The following is a 25281-nucleotide window of genomic DNA, read 5'->3' as shown; positions in this document are numbered from 1 at the left end:
TGAGTTATTCTTTGCCTATTTTAGCGATCGCAGGATCTTCAGATTCTTCAGAATCTAAAGGGTCAATTTCTGAGGTGTGAATTTGGTTGGCAAGATCGGGATGATTGGCCTCCAGTTTTGCCAAGGCGATTCGCAAGGCTTCGACTCGCGTAGCCACGTGGTTTTCCCGAGGAATGCGGTCTAAAATATTGAATCGTTGCAAGCGTTTCTGAACCTTTCCTTCTGCCCCAACCACAAAAACATCCAGGGCTTTATCGTAAGCAGCATCAACGGTTTTTTCTAAGGCAAGGGTTGCCGTTACCCCCAACAAAGGAACATCGATTAAATCAATCAACAGCACTTCATAATTATCGAGAATAGACTGCCGTTGAGTAATTGCTTTGGCTGCCCCAAAACTCATCGGACCACCGAGGTGCATTAACAAAATTTTGCCTTTTGCAGCTCGAAATAGCTGTTTGGCTTCGGGATCGGCGAGAACTTCTCCGGTAGGTGCATCAATTGATTTAACCCGGTCGGCTTGAATATCTGCCAAGCGCTTAATCGTGAGCATATTGGCAACGAAAACTCCCAAACCCACTGCCATAATTAAGTCCACAAAGACAGTTAATAACATGACGGCATACATGATTGCAGCAGCACGTATGGAGAGTTTGTGGGCGCGGCGGAGGAATTTCCAATCAATAATATCGATGCCCACTTTTAAGGCAATTCCTGCCAAAACAGCGAGAGGAATTTGGCGAGTTAAAGTACCGGCTCCCATGACAGCGATAAATAAAATTCCCGCACGAGTCAGTCCCGATAATGCCGAGCGTCCACCAGTTTGAATATTAACAACAGTTCCCATTGTCGCCCCGGCACCGGGTAAACCACCGCATAAACCCGAAACAATATTACCAATTCCTTGACCGATTAATTCTTTATCAGAATTGTGTTGAGTTTGGGTCAAACTATCAGCAATTACCGACGTTAAAAGAGAGTCAATACAACCCAACATCCCCAAAACGACACCATCGACAATCATGATATTGATCTGGTCAATGCTAAAAGTTGGGAGTTGCAGTTGAGGCAGTCCCATCGCAATTTCCCCAATGCGACGAATTTCTACATCATTGAAGAAAACAAGAGAAACAACTGTTCCCAAGACTAAGGCCAGTAATTGCGGCGGACAGATTTTTTTTAAGCGAGAAGGCGTGAAGAAAATTAGTGCAACCGTCAAAACCCCTAAAATAGTTTCGATCGGATTGAAATTGGCTAATAAGTCTGGAAGCCCAGTTATGGCACCCAAAACCCCACCTTTTGGACCTGCCTGTCCGAGAAAAGGAGCGATTTGCAAAATGATGAGGATTAACCCGATCCCGGACATAAACCCGGAAATGACGGTATAAGGCATGAGGGTGACATATTTCCCCAACCGCAATGCCCCGAAAATAATTTGAAAAAGTCCCGCCAGCATCACGACGGTAAAGGCCATGGCTAGGCCGTTTTCGGGATTATTGGCTTGCATGGTGGCAACTACGGCAGTCATCACCACGGTCATGGGTCCGGTGGGTTCGGAAATGAGAGTGGGAGTGCCGCCAAACAAGGCAGCAAAGAAGCCCACGCAAACGGCTCCCCACAGTCCCGCCTCGGGACCTGCTCCAGAGGCAACCCCGAAGGCGAGAGCCATGGGCAGAGAGATAATGGCGGCGGTGAGTCCGCCGAAGAGGTCGCCTCGTATATTGCGAAAGTGAATCTGATTGGTAATGTTTAATGTGGACATCACATTGAGAAAAAATTATTGTTTTTTGAAAATTCATTGATTTAAGTCTATGATTAGCATAACAGCGATCGCTCAATAACACTCAAGTTTAAATTAAAAAAATTAGTCTAATTTTCAAGATTGACTTATAGATAAAGCGTTGGAGGTCATCCATGCAGGCAACACTACATCAATTAAAGGTTTTTGCTACGGTAGCACGGCACAGCAGTTTCACGCGGGCTGCGGATGAGTTGAATATCACGCAACCGACAGTATCGAGTCAGGTTAAGCATTTAGCGAAGGCAGTAGGGTTGCCTTTATTCGAGCAAATTGGCAAACAGTTGTATTTAACTGAAGCAGGGGAAGCGTTGGTGGAAACGTGCAAGGATGTGTTCGATCGCCTCGATAATTTTGAGATGCAGGTGGCGGATCTCAAGGGCATGAAGCGAGGAAAGTTGCGTTTGGCGGCCGTGACAACCACCAAATATTTTGTCCCGAGATTGTTGGGGGCATTCTGCGGCACTTATCCCGAAATTGATATTTCTTTGCAAGTCACAAACCATCAACATATTATTCAACGTATGGCGCATAACGAGGACGATCTCTACATCCTCAGCCATCCTCCGGAAGATATCGACTTACAAGTGCAAAAGTTTCTCCCCAATCCTTTAGTGGTGGTGGCAAAATTAGAGCATCCTCTTGCCAAAAAGCAGAATATTCCCATTGAGCAATTGAACGGAGAACCTTTTATTTCTCGCGAGGCGGGATCGGGTACGAGACGGGCAGTGCAGGAGTTATTTGGCAAGCATAAAGTTTCCGTGCGCGTGCGGTTGGAATTGGGCAGTAATGAGGCGATTAAACAGGCGATCGCAGGAGGATTGGGAATTTCTGTTCTTTCCCAACACTCTCTTTTTCCCGATGAGTTACAACGAGAATTAACCATCTTAGACGTTCGCGAATTTCCCATCGAACGCTATTGGTATGTCGCTTATCTCGGCAGCAAACAGCTTTCAGCGATCGCGCAAACATTTCTCGAGTATCTCCTCGAGCAATGTCAAAACTTATAACTAACGTTAGTTCGGATTAAGGCTATTTTTTGACCAAGACAAACGCATCGAGAGAGATGCCCTCTTGGTTGGGGAAACCCTGTTGGCTAACGGCGACTCGTCGAACGATGAATCCTCCTGCCTACAGGCGGAGGAGAACGTCAAATAGCCACCGCGTTGGTTGCCGGGCCAGGGGAGTACCGGCAGATCGCGACCTGTCTGGGATCATCTGCCCATCAGCGCCTGGGCGAGGCCGATGAAGAGCGGTATTCCGATGGCAAGTGCAACCGGCGTGCCGACGGCTGTGGATGAGCCGATGTAGGCGGAAGGATTGGCCGACGGGATACCAGCTCGTAAAGTGGGCGGCCCTGAGATATCTGAACTGGAGGCGGCGATGACGGCTAGGAGCACAACGCCGCCAGGGCTGAATCCCGTGGTGACGTGGGCAATCATGCCGAAACCGAAGGCTATAAGCCCATGCAGCAGTGGCCCCACCGCAGCATATAGAGCGTACCACTGACCCACCTTGCGCAGCTCGCCAAGCCTTGCGGTGGCTTCCATACCCATTACCAGCATCAGTATTGAAAGCAGGCCACGGAAGAGGGGATTGAAGAAGCTCTCATAGACACTTTCCGGCCGGGTCAGCACGCCTAGAGCGAGGCCGAGCAGCAGTGCCGATAGGGCAGATCCTTGGAGGCTTTCCTTCACAATGGGCCATATTTTGACCCGCTTGCCTGCGGTATCGCGCTTGGGATACCCGCGTGCGGTAATACCCTGCTCGCCGAAATACTCCTGCTTGCTGAGATCCTCGTCTGCGGTATCGCGTTGCTTGCTGATATAAACACTGGCCAAGACGATCGCCGTCACGAGGGCTGGGATGTCCATGAAGGGATAGAGTGCGGCGGCCCAGGCTTCGTATTCAACGCCTTCCGTTTCCAGTAGCGTCAGGGCGGCGGCGAGGGTAGAACCACTCACGGCACCAAACAAGCCCGCAGTCGCAATGGCATCCACTGTTTTGACTTTCGGCAGCTTGGCCAACGTGTAGCGCCCGATGAACACGATCAGAATCCCCGTTATCATGGCGAACACCGCAGGCAACAGCATCTCTGCCAGATTAGCATTGCGGATCGCAATGCCGCCGCTCAGGCCAACTTTTAAGAGCAGCATGAAGACGATGAACTTATAGATCGCATCTGGAATTGCCAGTCTGCTATTGACGGCAGCAACGACCATACCACCAATCAGAAAGCCGAGTGTCGGGGATTGCAACTTCGCGAGGAAGAGTGTCAAGAAATCGGACAAAAAATCCACGTAGTAAATCCTCCTTGATTAGATATTAGGGGTCAGGACGACAGGCAAGCATGGCCTCGAATCTTGGATGGCTGGCTGCACGTATCCGGGTGAGCAGCGAGTCAACCCGTCAATCCATAGACAAAAATCTATGCTTTTGCCCTGAACGATATTCTTAAGTTTATACTTAAATTTGCTATAGCTCTAAAGTTCATCATCATATATTATCTAAACCGATTGATAAGCTGAGCTTTTGATAACTGGCGCGGAGATAACGGCTGAGCAAAGATAAGTTTTTTTTATGAAACACTTCCGTTAATCTGAGTCAATCTTTCTCAACAGAGGGTAGTGGATTCGCCGATCTTTGGCATAAACTTAAAGATGTGATTCAAGGGCAAAACTATAGAGTCTTGCCTTGAATTGTCGTAACAAAACGCATCAAGAGGTAATCCATATGACCCAGCAAGCCAGCAAGCTCGTCATCGTCACAGAAAAGTTGCTGCTGAAAAAGATCGCCAAGATCATCGACGAAGCCGGGGCTACCGGTTATACGGTGGTGGATGCTGGTGGTAAAGGTAGTCGTAACGTTCGCTCGTCGGGACAACCCACCGTTTCCGAAACCTACGCAAATATAAAGTTCGAGGTGCTTACTCCCAATCGGGAGATGGCCGTGAAGATTTCGGATGAGGTCGCAGCGCAGTTTTTCGACAATTATTCGGGCATCGCCTATCTCTGTGACGTGATGGAGGTACTGCACGCGCACAAGTTCTGACCAAAAAACCCAGCAATCTCATTTTGGCAATAAGATTTCAAACACTGGGAATCTCGTTTTTGTGATGACATTTGAGAGATTCAAGAGAGCTAGATTTAAGCAATCCAAGCTGCTTTTGTTATTTGGCTTAACTGATGCACGCTCTAATAACTGTTAACTGATAATTGTAAGCATGCCGCGATCGCCGTCTAATTCTGCCATTACTCCCACGGGGAGAGCAGCATTAACACCATCGTGACCGAAAGGCAAATCGGAAACAATCGGAATGCCCAAATCTGCAAGGCGATCGCGCAACATCTCTTCTACGGTCCAATCTCCCGGATTGCCTTCACACTGAGAGAAACGACCCAAAGCAATGCCGACAACCCCTTGAAATACACCGAGAAGTCGCCATTGAGTGAGCATGCGATCGAGACGATAGGGGGATTCTGCCACATCTTCTAAAGCCAAAATTACATTCTCTAACACGGGTTGGCAATTTGTTCCCAATAAATGCGTCGCGACGGTTAGATTAGCGGGTAACAATATCCCGCGAGTTTTTCCACCTCCCCACCCTTGTCCTGCGATCGGGTCAATGGGGCGACCTTCCAAAAGATCGAAGAGTCTTTTTTGCGACCAATCCGGCTCTGCGGCTAAAGTCGTTAATACAGGAGCATGAACCCCACCGCCCATCTGTTCTCGCATTAAACTCCACAATAGTCCGGTAATATCCGAAAACCCAATTAACCACTTGCTAACTGGTGACTGGTGACTGGTGACTGGTGACTGATAATGATGCCAATTCCAGTGTTCTAATAAGCGCATGCTCCCATAACCTCCACGAGAACAGAGAATTCCCTTGCATTCTGGATCGAACCATGACTCGGCAAGGCTGTGACGGCGTTGTTCGTCTGTTCCAGCAAGATAACCGTAGCAATGATTCCAATGTTTGGTATATTCCAGACGATAGCCGCGATCGCGCCAAATATCCACGCCGAGTTGAAAGCGATCGCGCTCTTTCAAATTTCCACTGGGAGAGACAATCCTCAGTAAATCTCCCGGTTGTAAGCATGGTGGTAACGAGATTTTGACATTCGCATTGTGACAGTTAACTTGCATCGATTTGTCTTTTTTACCTATACCTTATTGATATTAAGACATTGAATCGAGCAACTCATCCATTGTCGGGGCTTTTCCCATTGCCCCGCACACTTTAAAAATTAAATCTCCCTCCAATTCGCCCTCGAGTTGCAAGTTTTGCAGCATAAACGTATCTCCCTCTCCCGTCAGATCGATGATTTGGCCCCAGTGCAGATTCTCCGTTGCGAGGGAGAATAAGGGACGCGATGTGTTTTCCAGTTGAGGATCGGTGAGAATATCTTCGACTGTCCCCTTGGGAACGAACATGAGACCAAAGCGATCGCCGGGTTGCAGGGTTAAAGTTTGCGTGCCCCTCTCGATATCTTCCGAGGCAGTTTTCAAGCGATCGTGAGTCAGAGTATAGCCAAATTGCGATTGACTCGCACCACGCAAGGCCGCTGCTTGAATAAAGGCTTGAGATCCCAAAATAAACTCATCCATCCCATCCAAACTAAAGAGCGCCACTTCTCCTTGGTAGGTGCCGCCATCAAAAAGAAAATCGATCTTGATTTCCCCAGTATCGTCCACCGTGAAGAACCCCGCTAAAAACTCGGAAGTGGCAGCTTCGCTCTTATCGAATTCCGTCCCTAACATCGGATATTCAGCAAAATCGCAGTCTTCGAGATCGCGATTATCGAGATAGTCTCTCTCGATTTCTCCTTGAAAATGGCGATCGCGTCCAAAATCGCTATCGCTGCCAAAATCCAAGCCGAATAGATAACTGGGGGTTAAAATGGGTTCGAGAATCAAGATTTTAAACTTTCGAGCTTGTTGGGACTGACTGAAAAATTGTTGCTGTAGGTTTTGCCAAATACGCTGCAAGAAATTCATGACGGAGATCTGATAGGAGGACAAAAGCAAAAGCGATCGGGTTCATCAAGACAGCACAGTCTTGACCGTCAAACGATTTCGTCCGACTGTCAAAAGGCAATTTTAATGACCTCATCGACAAATGCTAAAGATGCTTCTGCAACGCGAGATTCATAAGTTGAGATGCGCTGCATTCATTTCTTAACTCTGATTATCAGCTTGCCAGATATTTCACGACTTTTAAGATCGTTTGAGATCGGTATCTATACCGATCTCAAACGATCTTGACAATAAATATTCTTACGGATAGTAGCGAGTTTGCGCTCCATTCAGATGGGTATATTTTCTCTGGGGTGGATTGTGTGGAGATTATGCACTTTTTGGGAAAAACTTTTTTGCGATCTTGGCAAAGCGAGACACAGTGGGGATCTCAGACCTCAAAAAAAATGTAGGGGTATTTTCGCAATACCCCTACGGTTCAAATTTTTAATTTTCCTCTGCTTTTAACGGAAGCGATCGGGATTGAGCGATCGCCCGGGGCGATGATTGCCCAAACGATGCAAACTCGAACCCGTCCCCCCATCAGAAGGGGCGAGAAAAGGTTTTAAATTAATTGCCCCAGGAGAAGTCAAGCGAATATTGCCACTAGAAGATGTATTTCCCGTGTTCAAAATATTTCCCAGTTGCCCCAATTGTTCGAGAATATCGTTGGGAGAATTGCCTTCTGCAAATGTGGCCACTCCTTGAGTCGATTCTCCACCATCGGCAAGGGTAAGATTTTCAAAAACGCGATCGCGCACGATCTCGGAACTTTGTCCGGGAGGTACGGTTAAGACAATGCGACAGGAGGGATCTTTTTCTGTGGTGACGCAAACAACATCATAGTTATTTTCCGTGGAGTTTTGCAATTCCACCAACCCATCGGGGCGATATTGTTCGAGACGTTGGGCAATAACCTCGCACCGTTTTTGCGGAGTCCATCCCCCTCCCAAAGCTTGAGGAACTGCCCAAGGATAAGAATCTTCTTGCTCTTTGGGGGAGTACATGACTGTCGGTGCGCCTTCATTCATTTCACAAGCAAACCGAGGGGAGTTATCCGTGCTAACCGCTTCTTCTTCCGTATCTGAGGAAGAATCTTCTGCGGTTTCTTCGGAGTCGGTTTCTGCGGAGTCGAGTTCAGCAATTTGCAGAAAGGGAACTTCTGGGGATTCTCCGACGACAGAAGAAAAAGCGAAGGCGTTGCCACTCATTAACAGAGCAAGAGTCGTGAGGGAAAAGCCGATTCCTTTGAGAATTGAAGTTGAATTGCTCATGGGTTTAAGATCGTGAGTTTGGGAATAAAAAATAATGAGTCATTGCAATGAACAACGAACAATGAACTCGGGTTCGGGTAGAGGCTGGAAAACCCTTTTTTAAGTCAAAAGTAGAAAGACACTTTTGAGATTAAGAGATTCGTGATATTGGTAGAGCAAGTCCCAAAAACACGACGATTTTCTCCTTGTCCGTGTTCCCATCCTCGGTATTCCCGTCATAATAAACCGATGCGATCGGGCGGCCAAAACCGGAATACAGCACGACCGATCTCGTTATTTTCTGGCAAAAAGCCCCAAATGTGGGAATCATTGCTATTGTTGCGGTTGTCTCCCATCATAAATAGGGCGCGATCGGGAACTTGTGCGGGTAGTAGGCGATAATGAGGGGGAGCGGCAATGTAATCTTCTTGTAAGGGGCGATCGTCGATGTAGACGAGGCCGTCGTGAATTTCGACTTTTTCTTGGGGTGTGGCGATCGTTCGTTTAATAAAGGCTTGATCGACGGTATACCCTTGTTTTTGTAGGAAAGCGGGAGGGCTAAACACGAGAATATCTCCCCGTTGAATGGGGCGAAAATAATGCGAGAGCTTTTCTACCACGACGCGATCGCCGACGTGCAGGGTCGGATACATGGAATCTGAGGGAATGTAGCGGGGTTCGGCGATAAAGGTGCGAATGATTACAACGAGGATTAAGGCGATCGCGATAACTTGCAGGTTTTCCCAAAGCAATTTGCGCCAATGGGTCGGTTGTGAGGGGCTGGATTCTTCTTTTTCGTCTATATTCTTTTCGGGAGAAGTCATTTCAATGAACAATGAGCAATGAATAGAACCTCCCTGCGCTTTAAGGGGGAGGGTTGAAGTTAGAATATCATTATCTCTGGGCATTCTTTCTTTGGGTTGCTAGTTCTGCCGCTAGGGCGATCGCGGCTTTCATACTGGTTGCATCGGCGATCCCTTTGCCAGCAATATCAAAGGCGGTGCCGTGATCGGGAGAGGTACGAATAAAGGGTAAGCCAATGGTTGTATTAATGGCGCGATCGAAGGCCATTAATTTCACGGGGATGAGTCCTTGATCGTGATACAACGCCAGATAAGCATCAATTGAACTCGTGGCACCGCTATACCACGATCGCCCGGGTTGCACCCAAAGGGTATCGGGAGGAACTGGTCCGATTAGTTGAATTTGAGGGCGATCGCGTCGCTCTTTTTCCAGCCAAGGGATGAGCCAATCTTGCTCTTCTGTTCCCAATTGTCCGGATTCGCCACTATGAGGATTTAATCCAGAGATGGCAATACAAGGATTGTCAATACCAAAGTCAATTTTAAGACAATCAATTAATAAATCTAACTTCCAGTGCAGTAACTCTGAGTTCAAGGCTGTGGGGACTTGGCACAAAGGAATGTGAGTGGTGGCTAAAAGTACGATTAATGAATAATGGCTGTGGGGCGATCGTGCTGCAAATAACATCCCGTAGCGATCGCATCCGGCTTTTGCTGCCAGTACTTCAGTTTGCCCCGGATAATTATATCCTGCTGCTTGCCAAAGAGATTTGGCAATGGGAGCCGTGACAATGCCTTGAAATTCTCCGGCAAGAGTGCGATCGATGGCGGTTTCTAAATAGGCAAAACTGGCGGCACCGCTTGCAACATTGCCTTGACCCCATTTGATGAGAGCGCGATCGCAAGGCACTTCAAGGAGCGGAAATCCTTCCGGATCGGCTAACTCTTCCACGCCTACTGCCCGCAAATGTCGATAAGTAGAGTTTAATAGCGTCTTTGTCCCAATCAGACAAATTTGATATTTTTCATAAATTGCAGGGTCTGCTAAGGCTTTCAGCACGACCTCCGTGCCAATTCCGGCAGGGTCTCCTAGGGTAATAGCGAGAGAGGGTTTGAATTCCACGGTTTAATTTGGTTTTGAGACTTCCGTGTTTTACAATACTCTTTGATTGATTAAAAATTTTGCGATCGCTTAAGGAGAATCACGAATGACTGCTAACGATCTAATGATCAATGCTGGTTTACTATCATTTTCTCTCATTCTTGTGGGTTTGGTTTTAGGATTTTTTATCCTTAAACTCCAAGGTGGAGAATAAAATTAAACTGTTGCCAATGGGAACGGAAGAGCGAAAAATATATTTCTGAAATATATTATCGATCGTTCCTTCCCTTTCTCAATATTTATTCCCATATTATCAACCTATATTATCAACCATGTCTGACATAAAACCATCCATAGAATTTTTCCAAGGGATTTCTGAAGAATTAACGAATGTTAGATTACGACAAGGCAAAGAAACAGGTATTCGTAATGTTTTAATGTTTTTTCGTCAATTGCAGGCTTTAGATGTATTAAATAGTTATACCAAAAAAGCGACTGGAACATTAAGATTGGTGGATTCTGAAGGCGAAATTAATGTGACTCCCAGTTCGGTTAAAATTCGCTACGGTGGCGATGATGGCGACGATCTCATGGGGGTAGAATGTCAAATCGACATCGATCGCGACGATCATTGGGAACGATTAATGCGCTTTCTCAATCGCTATGCTGAAGCAAATGATATGGGTTATCAGGACAGCGAACAGTAAACAGTAAACACGAACAATTAATAATTCTTAATTATGAAAATTGCAATTACAGGTGGAACGGGATTTGTGGGCAGTCGTTTGGTAGAAAAACTAAAGGAGAAAAAGGAAAATATTCTGATTTTGACGCGCAATGAAGAACGTGCAAAGAAAATGTTTCCTACTGCTGTTTTTCCTAATCTCGAAGTTGTGACTTATACGCCCAAACAATCGGGAGATTGGCAAGAGAAAATTGCTGGCTGCGATGCGGTCGTCAATTTAGCGGGAGAATCTCTTGCGGAAGGGCGATGGACGAGCGATCGCAAGCGAGAAATGTTAGAAAGTCGCCAGATCGGGACGCAAAAAATTGTCGAAGCGATCGCGAAAGCTAATCCCAAGCCTCAAGTTTTAATTAATGCTTCAGCAATTGGGTATTATGGGACCAGCGAAACTGAAAAATTTGACGAAAATAGCCCATCGGGAGATGATTTTCTCTCCGAAATTTGCCAAAAATGGGAAGCGGAAGCCGAAAAAGTTAAGGAAAATAATGTCCGTTTGGTTATCCTGAGATTGGGAATTGTTTTAGGCAATGGTGGCGCGATCGCTAAAATGTTAACCCCTTTTAAACTCTTTATGGGGGGCCCCATTGGCACAGGCAAACAGTGGTTTTCTTGGATTCATCGAGAAGATGTGGTTAATCTCATTGTAGAAGCGATCTCGCAGCCTGAAATTGTCGGCGTTTATAATGCCACAGCCCCAAATCCCGTTCGCATGGAAGAATTTTGCCAAACATTCGGAGAAGTCTTGAACCGTCCTTCTTGGCTTCCCGTTCCCAGTTTTGCCATTGAAACGCTCTTAGGAGACGGCGCGATCGTCGTTTTGGAAGGTCAGCAAGTCCAACCGAAAGCCGTGGAAGCCTTAGAATTTAACTATCAATATTCTACGGTTAAATCTGCCCTACAAGAAATTCTAATTTAGATATCTTATTCACTGTTCGCTGTTCGCTGAAATGACAAAAATAATAAGGTCTCAAGCCTCCCGCTTTAGCGGTCGGAACTGATAACTGATAACTGATAACTGATAACTGCAATGACAATTTGGGTAAACGAACAAATCGATCCATCAGGTATGATTCATGCTTGTATTGCTTGTTGCAATGAAGAGCAAGCAAAAGCCTGTCACGAATCTTTTGCCAGCAATCTTTCTCAACAACAAAAATCAGAAGGCTGGCTGGCCCGCTTGCGAACAGTAGAATCTTGGGATGATGTTCCCGTTAATGCCCTAAAATTAAGCTAGATTGCTCATTGCTCATCAATAATTGCTTATCCTGAAGCTCTGCTGAAAGGTTTATTTTTCGTTGCTATAAATTACCCATTAATGCCCTAAAATTCAATGAGATGGGTAATCGAGAATGAATAATTACTGATTGCTCATTGTTCATTGCTCATTGTTCATTGAAATGACCGAAGCAAAACAGACAGGCTTGGGAACTTTTGGAGGAGTCTATACCCCCTCCATCTTGACCATTTTAGGGGTGATCATGTACCTGCGCTTCGGCTGGGTCGTGGGCAATGTGGGGTTATTAGGAACTCTCGCGATCGTCACGCTTTCGACCTCAATTACTTTGCTCACCGCCCTTTCCGTGAGCGCGATCGCCACCGATCGCGTGGTCAGAGTGGGAGGGGCTTATTACATGATCAGTCGATCGCTAGGCATTGAAACAGGTGGTGCGGTGGGCATTCCCCTTTATTTTGCCCAAGCCTTATCCGTCGCCCTTTATACCATCGGCTTTGCCGAAAGTATCGTCAAAACCTTTCCCGCCCTCAATCAAACCTACGTCGCCCTGATCACGACGATTTTCGTCGCCTTTTTAGCGTTTACCTCCGCCAGTCTCGCCATTCGCGCCCAATATTTCATCATGGCGGCGATCGTCCTCTCTCTCATCTCGCTTTTCTTCGGCCAACCCGTAGAACCCACGGCGATCGAATGGTGGAATGGAGAGGGGGAATCATTCTGGGTCGTGTTTGCCGTCTTTTTCCCCGCCGTTACGGGCATTATGGCAGGAGTTTCTTTATCGGGAGATTTGCGAGATCCCACCAAATCTATTCCCATCGGCACCTTAGCCGCCGTAGGTACGGGTTATCTCATTTATATGGGCTTACCTCTCATCCTCGCAACCCGTGCCGATGCCGCCACTCTGATTGCAGATTCCTTGATTATGAAACAGATGGCATTTTGGAGTCCGACGATTTTATGGGGAGTTTGGGGGGCAACGTTGAGTAGCGCCCTCGGCAGTATTTTAGGTGCGCCGCGAGTATTGCAGGCTTTGGCACGAGATGGGGTTTTGCCTCCTTGGATGAACATTTTGGGACAAGGAAGCGGCAAAGAAGACGAACCGCGCATCGGTACCGCCGTGACTCTCGGGGTGGCGATCGCGGCAGTTTGTCTCGGGGATCTCAATTTAATTGCCCCGATATTAACCATGTTTTTTCTCACCACTTACCTAGTCTTAAATGTTTCTGCCGGCATCGAAGGACTCTTGCAAAGCCCTTCTTTTCGCCCTACCTTCCGCGTCCATTGGAGCCTTTCTCTCCTCGGGGCGGCGGGGTGTTTAGCCGTCATGTTTCTCATTAATGCCGTGGCAACGGTTATCGCTGCTGCGATCGTCTTGAGCATCTATTTTTGGCTACAACAGCGAGAATTGGTAACAACATGGGGAGATGTGCGGCGAGGGCTGTGGATGGAGTTGCTGAGGATCGGGATTTTGCAAATTCGCCACGAAGAAGATACGAAAAACTGGCGACCTCACATTCTCGTGCTTTCCGGCATTCCACGCAAGCGTTGGTCGTTGATCGAACTCGCCGACGGATTTACCCACAACCGAGGATTAATAACCGTTTCCAGCGTTCTACCTAGCGGATCGCGAGATCTCGCACAACAAACAGAATTAGAGCGCACGTTAGTTGATTATCTCGAACGTCGTGGGGTACAGGCATTAGTCCGGGTGGTCACTGCAGCCAATACATTTGAAGGGGCGTATCGCTTGGTCGAGACTTATGGGCTGGGTGCCATCGTTCCTAATACAATTGTTTTGGGAGATAGTGAAAATGCGGACATTCGCGATCGCTACTGTCAGATGATTCGCGATATTCACAGAGCCAAACGCAGTATTGTCATTTTACGAGAAAATGGCGATCGCGGATTTGGCGAGCGATCGCGCATCGATATTTGGTGGGGAGGATTGCAGGCTAATGGGAGTTTAATGCTTTTACTGGCTTATTTATTATGTAAAAATATTAGTTGGCGCAAAGCGAAAATTTATTTGAATTTAGTCGTTCCCGATCGCGCCGCCGCCGAAGCCGCACAAACTAATTTAGAAGAGTTAATTGCTAAATTACGCATTGCGGCTTTACCCCAAGTTCTGATTGCGGAAGGGCGCTCTTTTAACGAAATTCTTCACAGTTCTTCTATTAATGCCGATCTCGTCTTGTTAGGCATGGCAACCCCAAAAGATAATTCTTTTACCACTTATTATGAGAAATTACAAGCTGGCGTTACCGGACTCCCGACCACTCTATTCGTTCTCGCCGCCCCAGATTTTGCCTTTGAGGAAGTATTAGGAGAATCAACCTGATGAGAAAGAATTTTCACGGAATAGAGTTTTAGCGTTTCATCCGCCAGAAATTCGTCCTCATACGGAATTTACCGTGAGTTCACTCCCGGTTTGGGTTACAATCGAGGGCAGAAAAAATAGCTGCGATCGCAAAATTCCCATGCCTTTTACCCCCAAACCCATTACCTTTGGAACCGACGGCTGGCGCGGTTTAATTGCTGCCGATTTCACTTTTGAGCGAGTCACTTTAGTCGCTCCAATTGCGGCGGAAGTTTTGGCTGAAAATTTCGGCAAGACAACGGGCAGTAACTTAATTGCTGTGGGCTACGATCGCCGTTTTATGGCAGAATCTTTTGCTAAAGCTGTAGCAGAAGCAGTACGAGAAGCGGGTTTTGATGTCCTCCTCGCCGATAATTACGCTCCTACCCCCGCGTTATCATGGGCAGCGAAACAACAAAATGCTTTAGGCGCATTAGTTCTCACGGCCAGTCACAATCCGGCGGGCTATTTGGGATTAAAAGTAAAAGGAGCATTTGGGGGCTCGGTTACAAAAGAGATCACTCAAAAAATTGAGGATTTAATTCCTCGCGGTTTTGTAGTGGGGAAAACATCGGGAAAATTGACATATTTCGATCCGTGGGAGAGTTATTGTACGGAATTACGCGCCAAGGTCAATATTGCTAAAATCGCGAATGCCATCGCTTCCGGCAAAATCCGCGTTTTTGCCGATGTCATGCACGGTGCGGCAGCGACAGGATTGAAGCGGTTGTTAGGGGTAGAAATTGAGGAAATTAATGGCGATCGCGATCCCCTCTTTGCGGGGGGCGCACCGGAACCTCTCCCCAAATATATCCCGAAACTCTTCGGTGTTATTCGCGAGGCAGCACGGGAAGGAAAAGACGAGATTCGCGTGGGATTTGTCTTTGATGGGGATAGCGATCGCATTGCCGCAGTCGATGGGGCGGGCAATTTTCACAGTTCGCAAATTCTCATTCCCATTCTCATCGAACACTTATCCCAGCGCAAAGGATTTAAAGGAGAGATCGTTAAAACGATTAGCGGTTCCGATCTGATTCCTCGCTTAGCAGAATCTTATAATATTCCCTTGTACGAGACTGCGATCGGGTATAAATATATTGCCGATCGAATGCTATCGGCCGAAGTTCTCCTCGGAGGGGAAGAGTCGGGAGGAATCGGTTACGGCACCCACATTCCCGAACGAGATGCTTTACTATCGGCGCTTTACGTCCTTGAAGCAGTGGTGGAATCCGGGCGGGACATTGAGAATATATATGCAGACTTACAGGCACGGGCGAATTTTAACTCGACATACGATCGCATCGATCTCCCCCTCGCCAGTATGGAAGAACGCGGAAAACTCATCGCACTCCTGCAAACTGATACCCCCAAAGAAGTTGCCGGACAAGCAGTAACCGATTGTTTGACCATTGATGGCTACAAATTCCGTTTAGCGGATGGAAGTTGGTTACTGGTACGATTTAGCGGCACAGAACCGGTTTTGCGGCTTTATTGCGAAGCAGCAGATGATGCGAGAGTCAAGAAAACTTTAAATTGGGCAAAAGATTGGGCAAATTCAGCAATTTAGAGCAGCAATTAACATTTTTTCTAAAAATCAGAGGTATGTTAATTGTTAATTATTAATTGTTAATTGCTCTTTGAAATGCCTGCTCATTACGATCGCATTGCTAAATTGTACGTGAAAACCCAAGCTAATCCCTACCGTTTTCATATTGAAGAATATAACTTTTTACAAATCCTTGGGGATATTACTGGGCGATCGGTGCTCGATCTGGCTTGTGGGGATGGGCTGTATACCCGACAATTTAAAGCAAGAGGAGCTTATCGGGTAATCGGAGTAGATATTTCCGCCAAAATGATCGAACTGGCACGAGAACGGGAAAAAGAGCATCCTTTGGGGATTGAGTATCTCGTTAAGGATGCGCTTAAACTGGGTAAAATTGGAGAATTCGATCGCGTTGTTTCTTCCTATTTATTAGCCTACGCACAAACGCGATCGCAACTATTACAAATGTGTCAGACAATATTTATCAATCTCAAACCGGATGGGCGTTTTGTTAGTATCAATACCAACGATCGTTTTATTCGCGAAGGGTGTTCGCGCTTAAAAAAGTACGGATTGTCTTGGCGATGTCCTCTTTTCCTGCATGAAGGAGATGCGATCGCTTTTACTTTAAAAACGGCTGATGATGGCAAAAATGTTCACTTTGATAATTACTATTTCAGTCGTGCAACTTACGAAGAAGTTTTACAAGAAGTGGGGTTTGCGGAAATTCAATGGCATCAAATTATCGTCTCTCCAGAAGGAATTGAGGAAAAAGGAAGAGAATTTTGGCAAGATTTTCTCGATTACCCGATTTTAATTGGTATTGAATGTTTAAAAGCGAAAGAAGAAGTCATTTCAATGAACAATGAACAATAAAAGCGATCGCTTTAAGAAAAAGAGGAGAAGCGATCGCTCAATATTGAATTTAAGTATCGTAAACTCGGGCTTCGAAGGCTTCGGGATTTTCTTCGCAATACTCTTCAAAATAGGTTTGTTCTGGCTTTTTAGCACGTTGATGAGCCAATTCTGCTTGTAATTCTTCCACAATATCCCAAGCAGAGGCGCATTCTGGAGAAGTCGCACCCTTTTCAGCACAAACCGATCGCGCGGCATCTCGTGCCTTGGTAATTTCCTCTTCTAAGGTTAATTCTTTGGGTTGTTCGACAAAATTACTTTTGGTAATAATATCTGTAATCGAGACAATGCCCAGTAACTTTTCTTTGATGACGGGAGCGCGACGTATTCCCGTATTGGCGAATAAGCGAGCAACGTATTCCACCCCGAGATCGGGATTGACGGAGATACAGGGTTTCGTCATGATTTCATAAACCCGAATATTTTTGGGATCTTTGCCATAGGCTGCAACCTTATAGGCAATATCGGTTTCCGTTACCATCCCATAAGCATCCTCGTCAGTGCGACGGGAGACTATTAGCGATCGCAACCCTTTTTCTTTCATAATTTTCACGGCTTCTGCGACGGTAGCAGAGCCGCGAATGGTGGCAACCTCTGTTGTCATAATATCCGATGCTTTCATTTTCGTCTGTCCTCAAAATAGGCCAAGTGTTATTGTTCTAGGAATGGGCAGAAAGAACAAGCCCCAAAGTATAGAAAGCGATCGCAACTCCTAAACCTAACAAAAAGCAGGTTCGCATCACGTTTAAAGCCGCCAAGATTATTTCCGGGGATATTTCGCGATCGCTTTCTCCCAATAAAGGTTTATTTTTCACGATTCCTTGATAAATATTGTCTCCTCCCAATTGCACTCCCAAAGCTGCCGCATAAGCGCATTCACTCCAGCCAGAATTGGGGCTGGGATCTTGAGGTGCATCCCGACGACAGAGGGCTAAAACTCGCCTCGGTTTGCCAGACAAAAGAGCGATCGTCAGCACGGTGAAACGACAGGGCAGCCATGTTAAAATATCTTCTAATTTGGCGCTAAACCAGCCGATATCGGTGTAAGGTTCTCGGAGATAACCAATCATTGAATCGAGAGTACTGGCAGCTTTATAAGCCAAGCAGAGAGGAACGCTACCGAAGGGAAAGAATAGCCCGACAATGGCATAAAATAGAGGAGCGGTTACGCCATCAGTGGCATTTTCAGCAATAGTTTCTAATATAGCGCGGAGAATTTCGACTACAGATAAATTAGCGGTTTCTCGTCCCACATACAGGCTTAATTTTTCTCGGGCAAGGTCTATATTTCCTGCCCTTAAAGGCTCTAAAACATCCATTGCGGCATCGCGCAAACTGCGCCCGGCAAAACAACTACCGAGGAGAATACTCGCGATCGCAATTCCGAAAAGCGGCTGAATTAAATTAGCCGTGAAAACAATTGCCCAACCTGCGATCGCGCTTCCAAAAATCAACCCGCTTCCTAAGAAAATACCTAAAACCCGTTTAACGCTTTTGCTGGGATTAAGTTTAAAAATAAATTGCGTTGCAAATTGAATAATTGCCCCCATCACTTGGACAGGATGAGGGAAATTCCACGGATCTCCGATGAGGCGATCGAGTAGCGCGGCAAAAAGTAGAATGAATAATGAAGAATCTCGAACTAACACCAGTATAATGAGAAAATGGGAGTGAAATTAAATTTTAGTAGAATTGCGAGCGATCGAATCCTCAATCCATTTCAATGGATTTCTTGTATGAGACGAGGATTTTCAATCCTCGGCGGATCGCAAGCTACTAAGAGGCTCTCATTATCAAAATAACCTTTTAATTTCCATAAATAACGAAAATAGAAAATTTTCTATGCTAATTAGATCAAAATCCTAACACATTAGGACTCAAATGTTATGAGAATCAAAGAAATTTCTGTCACTGGCTTATTTGGTATTTTTGATCGTACAATCCCATTGAACATGGATGAGCGAATTACAATTATTCATGCTCCTAATGGTTTTGGGAAAACAATAATTCTCAAAATGATCGGCGGACTATTCAATTCTCAATATTCAATTTTCTGGCGTACTCCCTTTAAAAGTTTTCAAATTAAATTTGACAATGGAAGTTACGTTGAAATAATAAAGAAAAATGAAATCTTAGATACGAAACAATCCAAAATAGATATGATTTTTGAGTTTTACCCTATCGATCAATCCAATCCTAAAATTTTTAAGCCTAAAAAAAGAAATTATTTTCCCACGAGAGACTTTGACGATGATATTATAGATTCTATTCCTGGTCTTGAACCTTTTACTTACAAAAAATCTAGAGCTTTCAGAGGCTGGCGTTATATTCCTACAGGAGAAATTCTTGATTTAGAAGATGTTTTAGAACGTTTTGAACATTTGTTTTCATCAAATATAATGAGATCGCAAAAAGATGCAGATTGGTTAATTAGATTACGAAATTGTGTTCCTGTTCATTTTATAGACTCACAACGTTTAGTCAATGTTTCTTTAGAGCAATCTCTTTTGACATTGCCGAGTATCTTTGCTTGTTCTAACGATCTTGCCAATCGAATGCAGAATAATTTAACAAACTATGCGAAGCTTTCTCAATCTCTCGATCGCACATTTCCTGCAAGAGTAATCGATAGACAAAAATCGCTTGATTTACCAAGTTTAACCGAAGAACAAGTTTTTCAAAAACTAGATAAACTTGAACAAACTCGTTCTCATCTTGTTGAAATTGGTCTATTAGATAAAGACAACGATTTAGATATTGAAATTCATCCTCATACGATAGATGAGGGTGTCAAAAATACATTATTAGTTTATATTCAAGACATGGAACAGAAACTAAGTGTTTTCAATGAAATACGGCAGAAAATAAATGTATTTAGAAAAATTACTAACAGCAAACTGATGGATTCTTATAAACAAATAGTTTTTGATAAAAATAAAGGATTTACATTTACAACACATAGCAATTCTTTATTAACTAATACAGAGAAAATTTTTCCAACCGATCTCTCATCTGGTGAACAACATGAAATTGTTTTACTTTATGAACTACTTTTCAAAGTTAAACCTAATACTTTAGTCTTAATCGATGAACCTGAAATCTCTCTTCATGTAGGATGGCAAGTAGATTTTTTAAAAGACTTACAAGAAATTACTAAACTGGTAGATATAGATATTTTAATTGCAACCCATTCACCCGATATCATTCACGATCGCTGGGATTTAACCGTTGAATTGAAAGGAGTCAAAGCGTGAGAGAGTTTATAAACAGCGATCGTGAAGCGAATTCAATTCAAATGCAGCGCAGCAGTTTTTCAGGTACATTTCTCTTAGTTGAATCCGGTTCGGATAAAAAGTTCTACAATCGCTTTATTGACAAATCGGCTTGTGAAATACGTTGTTTTCAGGGAAAAGAACAAGTTATTGCAATTTTAAACATTCTAGAAATAAGACAAGTAACGGGAATTTTAGCCATTGTCGATGCAGACTTCGATCGCATTGCTCCTTCCTACCATAATAGCCCCAATTTACTCCGAACCGACAGCCACGATCTCGAAACCATGCTGATTGAATCTCCCGCACTAAATAAAGTTGTTGCTGAATTTGGATCTGAGGAGAAAATTGCCAAATGCGATCGCGATGTGAGAACAATATTGCTTGAAGCAGGAATAGCGATCGGTTATTTGCGTTGGATTTCTCAATGCGATCGCTTAAACTTAACTTTTAGAGGAATCACTTTTAGTAAATTTATCAAAAAAGATTTGAGAGTTAACGAAATTGAATTAATTGAAGAAGTAAAAAAGAAATCTCAAAATTTTGCCCTAAAAAATGAAGATTTACAGAACCGAATTATTGAAGAGAAAGGCAATGATTACGATCCTTGGCAAATTTGCTGCGGTCACGATCTTATGGCAGTTTTATTTTATAGTCTGAAAGAAGTAATTGGTTCTCAAAAGGCTCAGCTTTTGACCTCTAAAAAGGCTTCTAGAGAAACTCAAAAAATTGTAGAAACGAGTCTCGATCCAATTTTACGGCTTTCTTACGAAGAGATCTACTTTCTAAAAACGCAACTGTATGCCAATATTCGTACATGGGAAACAAACAATCAGCCTTTTCAAATTTTGCAGCATTCTGCTTAATTAAAATAGCAAGTAGGACAAGCCAAAACTCATCCTACCTACCCAATATTTAAACCTTTAATTTCTCCGCAATGCGCTGCATGGCAACTTCCACATTTTCCCGACTATTAAAGGCAGAAATGCGGAAATAACCTTCCCCCGCAGCCCCAAAACCAGAACCCGGAGTTCCTACCACATAAGCCTCTTTTAACAACTTATCGAAGAAATCCCAACTGGTGACACCTGAAGGAGTTTGTACCCAAACATAAGGGGCATTAATACCTCCATAAACCTGTAAACCCATTGCTGTCAATTTCTCCCGGATAATAGCAGCATTTTCTAAATAGAAACTGACTAAACCTTTGATTTGTGCCTGCCCTTCTGAGGAATAAACTGCCTCGGCTCCTCGTTGTACGATATAGGAAACCCCGTTAAACTTCGTAGACTGACGGCGATTCCAGAGCTTGTGCAACTCTACATCAGACCCATCGGATGCCTTAGCCGTGAGAGATTTTGGCACTACAGTAAAAGCACAGCGAGTCCCTGTAAAACCGGCATTTTTTGAGAAAGAACGAAACTCGATCGCGCAGTCTTTTGCCCCTTCAATTTCATAAATAGAATGCGGTAATTCTGCATCGGTAATGAAGGCTTCATAGGCAGCATCAAAGAAAATAATCACGTTATTTTCTTTAGCATAATCTACCCATTTTTTCAAGGTTTCTTTACTTGCCGTTGCTCCCGTAGGATTATTAGGAAAACACAGATAAATTAAGTCTACTTTTTCTGTGGGAAGATCGGGGGTAAAATTATTTTCCGCCGTCATAGGCAGATAAAGTAAACCCTCATATTTCCCTGCATCATTGGCCGGTCCCGTATTCCCTACCATTACATTTGTATCGACATAAACGGGATAAACCGGATCCGTAACCGCGATCGCATTGTCTTTACCAAAAATATCGAGAATATTCCCCGTATCGCATTTCGCCCCATCAGAAACGAAAATTTCCGACCCATCAATATCGCATCCTCGGGCTTGGAAGTCGTGGGAGGCGATTTTATCCCGCAACCAAGCGTAACCTTGTTCGGGGCCGTATCCTTTGAATGTAGCGCGATCGCTCATATCTTCCACTGCTTTTATCATGGCAGTGCGACAGGCTGCGGGTAAAGGTTCCGTGACATCGCCGATCCCCAATTTAATAATCGGTGCGTCGGGGTTAGCTGCAGCAAAGGCTTTCACCCGTCGGGCAATTTCCGGGAAGAGATAGCCGGCTTTGAGTTTGAGATAGTTATCGTTAACAGTTACCATTGCAGTTCGATCGTGACAAAGAATTTTTTAAATTGTCTCACAGGCTACCCGTAAAACCATGTCTAAGCAACAAAGCGATCGCGATCGAGCCACTTTCATCGGTTGTACTGCGATTTTAATGTGGTCAACGCTTGCCCTTTTAACGGCTTTAAGCGGCGATATACCGCCTTTTCAACTCACTGCGATGTCCTTTACCGTTGCCTTTGCGATCGCCTTGGCATTTTGGCTCAAACAAGGGATTAATATTATTGCTGCCTTAAAACTGCCCTTAAAAGTTTGGATTTTGGGGATTTTTGGCTTATTTGGCTATCATTTCTTCTATTTCCTTGCTCTACAAAATGCTCCCGTTGTTGATGCAAACTTAATTAATTATTTATGGCCGTTACTGATTGTTTTATTTTCAGCATTATTACCGGGAGAGAAATTAAAATGGTTTCATATTGTCGGTGCGATCGCGGGATTTATTGGAGCAGGATTGTTAGTCACGAAAGGTAAGTCTTTCTCTTTTGATTCTCAATATGCGATCGGTTATTTGGCGGCGTTAACTTGTGCCTTTACTTGGTCAATTTATTCGGTATTATCGCGATTATTTGGTTCGATTCCGACTCATAGTGTCGGCGGATTTTGCGGCGCAACAGCAATTCTAGCATGGATCTGTCACGGTTTGTTTGAAATCACAATTTTACCAGTTCGAGGACAGTGGTTAGCAATTCTCGCCTTGGGCTTAGGTCCCGTAGGATTGGCATTTTTTACATGGGATTATGGCGTAAAAAAAGGGAATATCAAACTATTAGGAGCATTGTCTTATAGCGTTCCTTTATTTTCAACCTTATTATTAATTTTGTTTAATTTAGCAGAACCTAGCGTATCGGTTATTTTTGCTTGTGTATTGATTTTTGGTGGTGCAGTTCTGGCAGCAAAAGATTATTTTTGAATTATGAATTGTTATTATTCATCTTTTCCTAAACGATAGCCGACACCATAAACTGTATTAATGATTTTCCGATTGCCACCAGTTGATTCAATTTTTTGACGCAAATTATTGATATGAGTTTTAATTGTTCCTTCCCCAGAAAGACTATCAATTTCCCATAGTTTTTCCAATAATTTTCTTCTCGTAAAAACTTGTTTGGGATATTCTAAAAAGCATCGTAATAACAAAAATTCTTTCGGAGTTAAAGTTAAATCCTGTCCGGCATAAGTGGCAAGATGAAGATGGGGATCGAGTTCGAGTTTTCCATAAGATAAAGCCGGCGATCGCATTTCTGGAGGACGACGCAAAAGAGCGCGAATGCGTGCCGCCAATTCTTCTAATTCAAAAGGTTTAATCAGGTAATCGTCGGCACCAGCATCCAAGCCGATAATTTTATCACTGACCGTATCCCGAGCAGTCAGCATGAGAATAAAACCTTTATAACTAACATTTCGCAACCGCTTGCACAAACTAATCCCATCGAGGCGAGGCAGCATTAAATCCAATAAAATTAGGTCGTATTCCACCATTTGAGTACATTCCCAACCCTCCATTCCATCATCAGCCAAATCGACAACATAGCCTTGATGGTGGAGTTCTTCCGCTAAGGGTTTGGCGATGCGATTGTCATCTTCTACAAGTAGGATTTTCACGGGTCTTTAGTCTGGCAATAAATCTAGATTAACTTAATTTTTAGACGGATTTGCAGGACGCGATCGCAATAAATCTCAAATCCCCCTCCAACTCATTCCCCCCATTCCCCTATAATCAGGAAAGCTGTAAAAAAACGTTAGAAGCGGTGCGCGATCGGGCAACCTCAACCCCATCCCAACCGCCACTGCACCCATTCACTGAAAATAGAGGGAAGATTGCCGATCTATGCCACAGATAGAAACTAGAACCGAACCCATGGTCTTGAACATGGGACCTCACCATCCCTCGACCCACGGCGTTTTGCGCTTGATCGTCACCCTAGATGGCGAAGACGTACTCGACTGCGAACCCGTGATCGGCTACCTCCATCGAGGGATGGAAAAAATCGCTGAGAGTCGAACCACTGTCATGTACGTTCCTTATGTGAGTCGCTGGGACTATGCAGCCGGAATGTTCAACGAAGCCATTACCGTCAATGCTCCCGAAAAACTTGCGGATATTGAAGTTCCCAAACGCGCCCAATACATCCGCGTAATTATGCTGGAACTCAACCGTATTGCCAACCATTTACTCTGGTTGGGACCCTTTCTCGCGGATGTGGGGGCGCAAACTCCCTTCTTTTATATCTTCCGAGAACGAGAATTAATTTACGATCTTTGGGAAGCAGCTTCAGGATCGCGCTTAATTAATAACAATTATTTCCGCGTTGGTGGGGTTGCTGTCGATCTTCCTTATGGGTGGATTGATAAGTGCCTAGATTTCTGTGACTACCTCGATCCTACGATTGATGAATATGAAAAATTAATCACAAATAACCCAATTTTCCGCCGTCGTGTGGAAGGTGTGGGAACAATTACTCGCGAAGAGGCTATTAATTGGAGTTTGTCAGGACCGATGCTACGTGCCTCGGGGGTCAAGTGGGACTTACGAAAAGTTGACCATTATGAATGCTATGATGACTTTGATTGGGATGTACAGTGGGAAACAGGGGGCGATTGTTTTGCACGATATCTCGTCCGCGTTCGAGAAATGCGCGAATCTTTGAAAATTATCCGTCAAGCCTGTACGGGAATCCCCGGCGGTCCTTACGAAAATTTGGAAGCTAAGCGGATGGCGGAAGGGAAAAAATCAAAATGGAATGATTTTGACTATCAGTATATTGCCAAAAAAGTTGCCCCGACTTTTAAAATTCCCGAGGGAGAACATTATGTTCGCCTAGAAACGGGTAAAGGGGAAATGGGCGTTTTTATTATTGGTAATAATAATATTTTCCCGTGGCGATTTAAGATTCGCGCCCCGGATTTTAACAATTTACAAATTTTGCCTCGCTTGTTGAAAGGGGTAAAAGTTGCCGATATTGTGGTCATTCTCGGTAGTATTGACGTGATTCTAGGATCTGTCGATCGCTAGTCACCAGTCACCAGTCACCAGTCACCAGTCACCAGTCACCAGTCACCAGTCAC

The 25281-nt window shown here is 44.6% G+C and carries 24 protein-coding genes; 13 read left to right on the top strand and 11 right to left on the bottom strand.

Annotated features, from left to right (window positions below; all coding sequences use genetic code 11):
• Positions 1-4 precede the first annotated feature (4 nt).
• Complete coding sequence (bicA, locus tag AC6RV6_RS02860) at positions 5-1759, bottom strand: bicarbonate transporter BicA (RefSeq protein ID WP_500238803.1); 1755 nt, start codon at positions 1757-1759, stop codon at positions 5-7.
• A 152-nt stretch (positions 1760-1911) separates the two neighbouring features.
• Here bicA and AC6RV6_RS02855 point away from each other — a divergent pair, with 152 nt between their 5' ends.
• Positions 1912-2805 (top strand): LysR family transcriptional regulator, encoded by an 894-nt coding sequence (locus tag AC6RV6_RS02855; RefSeq protein ID WP_500238802.1) that lies wholly within the window; start codon positions 1912-1914, stop codon positions 2803-2805.
• 204 nt (positions 2806-3009) lie between these two features.
• Here the strand turns inward: AC6RV6_RS02855 and AC6RV6_RS02850 are convergent, their stop codons facing one another.
• On the bottom strand, positions 3010-4095 hold the full coding sequence (locus AC6RV6_RS02850; RefSeq protein ID WP_500238801.1) for a sodium-dependent bicarbonate transport family permease: 1086 nt from the start codon (positions 4093-4095) through the stop codon (positions 3010-3012).
• Positions 4096-4528: 433 nt separating this feature from the next.
• Between AC6RV6_RS02850 and AC6RV6_RS02845 the strand changes: the two genes are divergently transcribed.
• Positions 4529-4846 (top strand): P-II family nitrogen regulator, encoded by a 318-nt coding sequence (locus AC6RV6_RS02845; protein WP_500238800.1) that lies wholly within the window; start codon positions 4529-4531, stop codon positions 4844-4846.
• A 153-nt stretch (positions 4847-4999) separates the two neighbouring features.
• Here AC6RV6_RS02845 and AC6RV6_RS02840 read toward each other — a convergent pair whose 3' ends face one another.
• The 5 genes from AC6RV6_RS02840 to pdxA all read right to left on the bottom strand — a co-directional run bounded on the left by AC6RV6_RS02840 (position 5000) and on the right by pdxA (position 9993).
• Entirely contained in the window at positions 5000-5944 is a 945-nt protein-coding gene (locus tag AC6RV6_RS02840; protein WP_500238799.1) for a S66 peptidase family protein, read from the bottom strand.
• A gap of 33 nt (positions 5945-5977) precedes the next feature.
• Positions 5978-6796 (bottom strand): DUF4114 domain-containing protein, encoded by an 819-nt coding sequence (locus AC6RV6_RS02835; protein ID WP_500238798.1) that lies wholly within the window; start codon positions 6794-6796, stop codon positions 5978-5980.
• Positions 6797-7278: 482 nt separating this feature from the next.
• Entirely contained in the window at positions 7279-8088 is an 810-nt protein-coding gene (locus AC6RV6_RS02830; RefSeq protein ID WP_500238797.1) for a COP23 domain-containing protein, read from the bottom strand.
• Positions 8089-8303: 215 nt separating this feature from the next.
• On the bottom strand, positions 8304-8870 hold the full coding sequence (gene lepB, locus AC6RV6_RS02825; RefSeq protein ID WP_500238973.1) for a signal peptidase I: 567 nt from the start codon (positions 8868-8870) through the stop codon (positions 8304-8306).
• A 91-nt stretch (positions 8871-8961) separates the two neighbouring features.
• A complete protein-coding gene (gene pdxA, locus AC6RV6_RS02820; RefSeq protein WP_500238796.1) occupies positions 8962-9993 on the bottom strand; it encodes a 4-hydroxythreonine-4-phosphate dehydrogenase PdxA in 1032 nt (343 codons plus the stop codon).
• 85 nt (positions 9994-10078) lie between these two features.
• On the opposite strand from pdxA, the gene petM reads away from it, so the two are divergent.
• From petM to AC6RV6_RS02785, 7 genes are all read left to right on the top strand, one after another.
• On the top strand, positions 10079-10186 hold the full coding sequence (petM, locus tag AC6RV6_RS02815) for a cytochrome b6-f complex subunit PetM (RefSeq protein WP_500238795.1): 108 nt from the start codon (positions 10079-10081) through the stop codon (positions 10184-10186).
• Between the two features lie 118 nt (positions 10187-10304).
• Positions 10305-10679: a photosystem II reaction center protein Psb28 gene (psb28, locus tag AC6RV6_RS02810; RefSeq protein WP_500238794.1), complete on the top strand. Its 375-nt coding sequence runs from the start codon at positions 10305-10307 to the stop codon at positions 10677-10679.
• 33 nt (positions 10680-10712) lie between these two features.
• Positions 10713-11633: a thylakoid membrane protein ThyD gene (gene thyD, locus AC6RV6_RS02805; RefSeq protein ID WP_500238793.1), complete on the top strand. Its 921-nt coding sequence runs from the start codon at positions 10713-10715 to the stop codon at positions 11631-11633.
• 111 nt (positions 11634-11744) lie between these two features.
• Positions 11745-11951, top strand: a complete 207-nt coding sequence (locus AC6RV6_RS02800) for a glycogen debranching protein (RefSeq protein WP_500238792.1) — start codon at positions 11745-11747, stop codon at positions 11949-11951.
• Between the two features lie 163 nt (positions 11952-12114).
• The gene (locus AC6RV6_RS02795) at positions 12115-14289 is read left to right on the top strand and encodes an APC family permease (RefSeq protein WP_500238791.1); all 2175 of its coding nucleotides are present in this window, start codon (positions 12115-12117) and stop codon (positions 14287-14289) included.
• 139 nt (positions 14290-14428) lie between these two features.
• A complete protein-coding gene (locus AC6RV6_RS02790) occupies positions 14429-15874 on the top strand; it encodes a phosphoglucomutase/phosphomannomutase family protein (protein ID WP_500238972.1) in 1446 nt (481 codons plus the stop codon).
• Positions 15875-15949: 75 nt separating this feature from the next.
• Positions 15950-16729 (top strand): class I SAM-dependent methyltransferase, encoded by a 780-nt coding sequence (locus AC6RV6_RS02785; RefSeq protein ID WP_500238790.1) that lies wholly within the window; start codon positions 15950-15952, stop codon positions 16727-16729.
• Between the two features lie 49 nt (positions 16730-16778).
• Here the strand turns inward: AC6RV6_RS02785 and AC6RV6_RS02780 are convergent, their stop codons facing one another.
• Together AC6RV6_RS02780 and cbiB are read right to left on the bottom strand one after the other, a co-directional pair.
• Positions 16779-17390, bottom strand: a complete 612-nt coding sequence (locus tag AC6RV6_RS02780) for a CP12 domain-containing protein (protein WP_500238789.1) — start codon at positions 17388-17390, stop codon at positions 16779-16781.
• A 37-nt stretch (positions 17391-17427) separates the two neighbouring features.
• Positions 17428-18417 carry an adenosylcobinamide-phosphate synthase CbiB gene (gene cbiB / locus AC6RV6_RS02775; RefSeq protein WP_500238788.1) on the bottom strand — a complete coding sequence of 330 codons (990 nt, stop codon included), beginning with the start codon at positions 18415-18417 and terminating at the stop codon, positions 17428-17430.
• A 237-nt stretch (positions 18418-18654) separates the two neighbouring features.
• Between cbiB and AC6RV6_RS02770 the strand changes: the two genes are divergently transcribed.
• A complete protein-coding gene (locus AC6RV6_RS02770) occupies positions 18655-20022 on the top strand; it encodes an AAA family ATPase (protein WP_500238787.1) in 1368 nt (455 codons plus the stop codon).
• The gene (locus AC6RV6_RS02765; protein WP_500238786.1) at positions 20019-20906 is read left to right on the top strand and encodes a DUF4435 domain-containing protein; all 888 of its coding nucleotides are present in this window, start codon (positions 20019-20021) and stop codon (positions 20904-20906) included. Before AC6RV6_RS02770 ends, AC6RV6_RS02765 begins: the two co-directional genes overlap by 4 nt.
• A gap of 49 nt (positions 20907-20955) precedes the next feature.
• Here AC6RV6_RS02765 and AC6RV6_RS02760 read toward each other — a convergent pair whose 3' ends face one another.
• Entirely contained in the window at positions 20956-22191 is a 1236-nt protein-coding gene (locus tag AC6RV6_RS02760; RefSeq protein WP_500238785.1) for an LL-diaminopimelate aminotransferase, read from the bottom strand.
• Between the two features lie 58 nt (positions 22192-22249).
• Between AC6RV6_RS02760 and yddG the strand changes: the two genes are divergently transcribed.
• Positions 22250-23125, top strand: a complete 876-nt coding sequence (gene yddG, locus AC6RV6_RS02755) for an aromatic amino acid exporter YddG (protein WP_500238784.1) — start codon at positions 22250-22252, stop codon at positions 23123-23125.
• A 14-nt stretch (positions 23126-23139) separates the two neighbouring features.
• Here yddG and AC6RV6_RS02750 read toward each other — a convergent pair whose 3' ends face one another.
• Positions 23140-23817: a response regulator transcription factor gene (locus tag AC6RV6_RS02750; protein ID WP_500238783.1), complete on the bottom strand. Its 678-nt coding sequence runs from the start codon at positions 23815-23817 to the stop codon at positions 23140-23142.
• A gap of 226 nt (positions 23818-24043) precedes the next feature.
• On the opposite strand from AC6RV6_RS02750, the gene AC6RV6_RS02745 reads away from it, so the two are divergent.
• Entirely contained in the window at positions 24044-25228 is a 1185-nt protein-coding gene (locus AC6RV6_RS02745) for an NAD(P)H-quinone oxidoreductase subunit H (RefSeq protein ID WP_500238782.1), read from the top strand.
• Positions 25229-25281 lie beyond the last annotated feature (53 nt).

Source organism: Spirulina sp. LEGE 11439, assembly GCF_059821285.1.
The sequence above is the reverse complement of the archived record's forward strand: the minus strand, read 5'-3'. Positions and strand labels throughout refer to the sequence as shown.

What these genes read in the sequence shown, in the direction of transcription:
- bicA (WP_500238803.1), bottom strand. Translation starts at nt 1,759, where the DNA reads ATGTCCACATTAAACATTACCAATCAGATTCACTTTCGCAATATACGA.
- AC6RV6_RS02855 (WP_500238802.1), top strand. Translation starts at nt 1,912, where the DNA reads ATGCAGGCAACACTACATCAATTAAAGGTTTTTGCTACGGTAGCACGG.
- AC6RV6_RS02845 (WP_500238800.1), top strand. Translation starts at nt 4,529, where the DNA reads ATGACCCAGCAAGCCAGCAAGCTCGTCATCGTCACAGAAAAGTTGCTG.
- AC6RV6_RS02840 (WP_500238799.1), bottom strand. Translation starts at nt 5,944, where the DNA reads ATGCAAGTTAACTGTCACAATGCGAATGTCAAAATCTCGTTACCACCA.
- AC6RV6_RS02835 (WP_500238798.1), bottom strand. Translation starts at nt 6,796, where the DNA reads ATGAATTTCTTGCAGCGTATTTGGCAAAACCTACAGCAACAATTTTTC.
- AC6RV6_RS02830 (WP_500238797.1), bottom strand. Translation starts at nt 8,088, where the DNA reads ATGAGCAATTCAACTTCAATTCTCAAAGGAATCGGCTTTTCCCTCACG.
- petM (WP_500238795.1), top strand. Translation starts at nt 10,079, where the DNA reads ATGACTGCTAACGATCTAATGATCAATGCTGGTTTACTATCATTTTCT.
- psb28 (WP_500238794.1), top strand. Translation starts at nt 10,305, where the DNA reads ATGTCTGACATAAAACCATCCATAGAATTTTTCCAAGGGATTTCTGAA.
- thyD (WP_500238793.1), top strand. Translation starts at nt 10,713, where the DNA reads ATGAAAATTGCAATTACAGGTGGAACGGGATTTGTGGGCAGTCGTTTG.
- AC6RV6_RS02800 (WP_500238792.1), top strand. Translation starts at nt 11,745, where the DNA reads ATGACAATTTGGGTAAACGAACAAATCGATCCATCAGGTATGATTCAT.
- AC6RV6_RS02795 (WP_500238791.1), top strand. Translation starts at nt 12,115, where the DNA reads ATGACCGAAGCAAAACAGACAGGCTTGGGAACTTTTGGAGGAGTCTAT.
- AC6RV6_RS02790 (WP_500238972.1), top strand. Translation starts at nt 14,429, where the DNA reads ATGCCTTTTACCCCCAAACCCATTACCTTTGGAACCGACGGCTGGCGC.
- AC6RV6_RS02785 (WP_500238790.1), top strand. Translation starts at nt 15,950, where the DNA reads ATGCCTGCTCATTACGATCGCATTGCTAAATTGTACGTGAAAACCCAA.
- AC6RV6_RS02780 (WP_500238789.1), bottom strand. Translation starts at nt 17,390, where the DNA reads ATGAAAGCATCGGATATTATGACAACAGAGGTTGCCACCATTCGCGGC.
- AC6RV6_RS02770 (WP_500238787.1), top strand. Translation starts at nt 18,655, where the DNA reads ATGAGAATCAAAGAAATTTCTGTCACTGGCTTATTTGGTATTTTTGAT.
- AC6RV6_RS02760 (WP_500238785.1), bottom strand. Translation starts at nt 22,191, where the DNA reads ATGGTAACTGTTAACGATAACTATCTCAAACTCAAAGCCGGCTATCTC.
- yddG (WP_500238784.1), top strand. Translation starts at nt 22,250, where the DNA reads ATGTCTAAGCAACAAAGCGATCGCGATCGAGCCACTTTCATCGGTTGT.
- AC6RV6_RS02745 (WP_500238782.1), top strand. Translation starts at nt 24,044, where the DNA reads ATGCCACAGATAGAAACTAGAACCGAACCCATGGTCTTGAACATGGGA.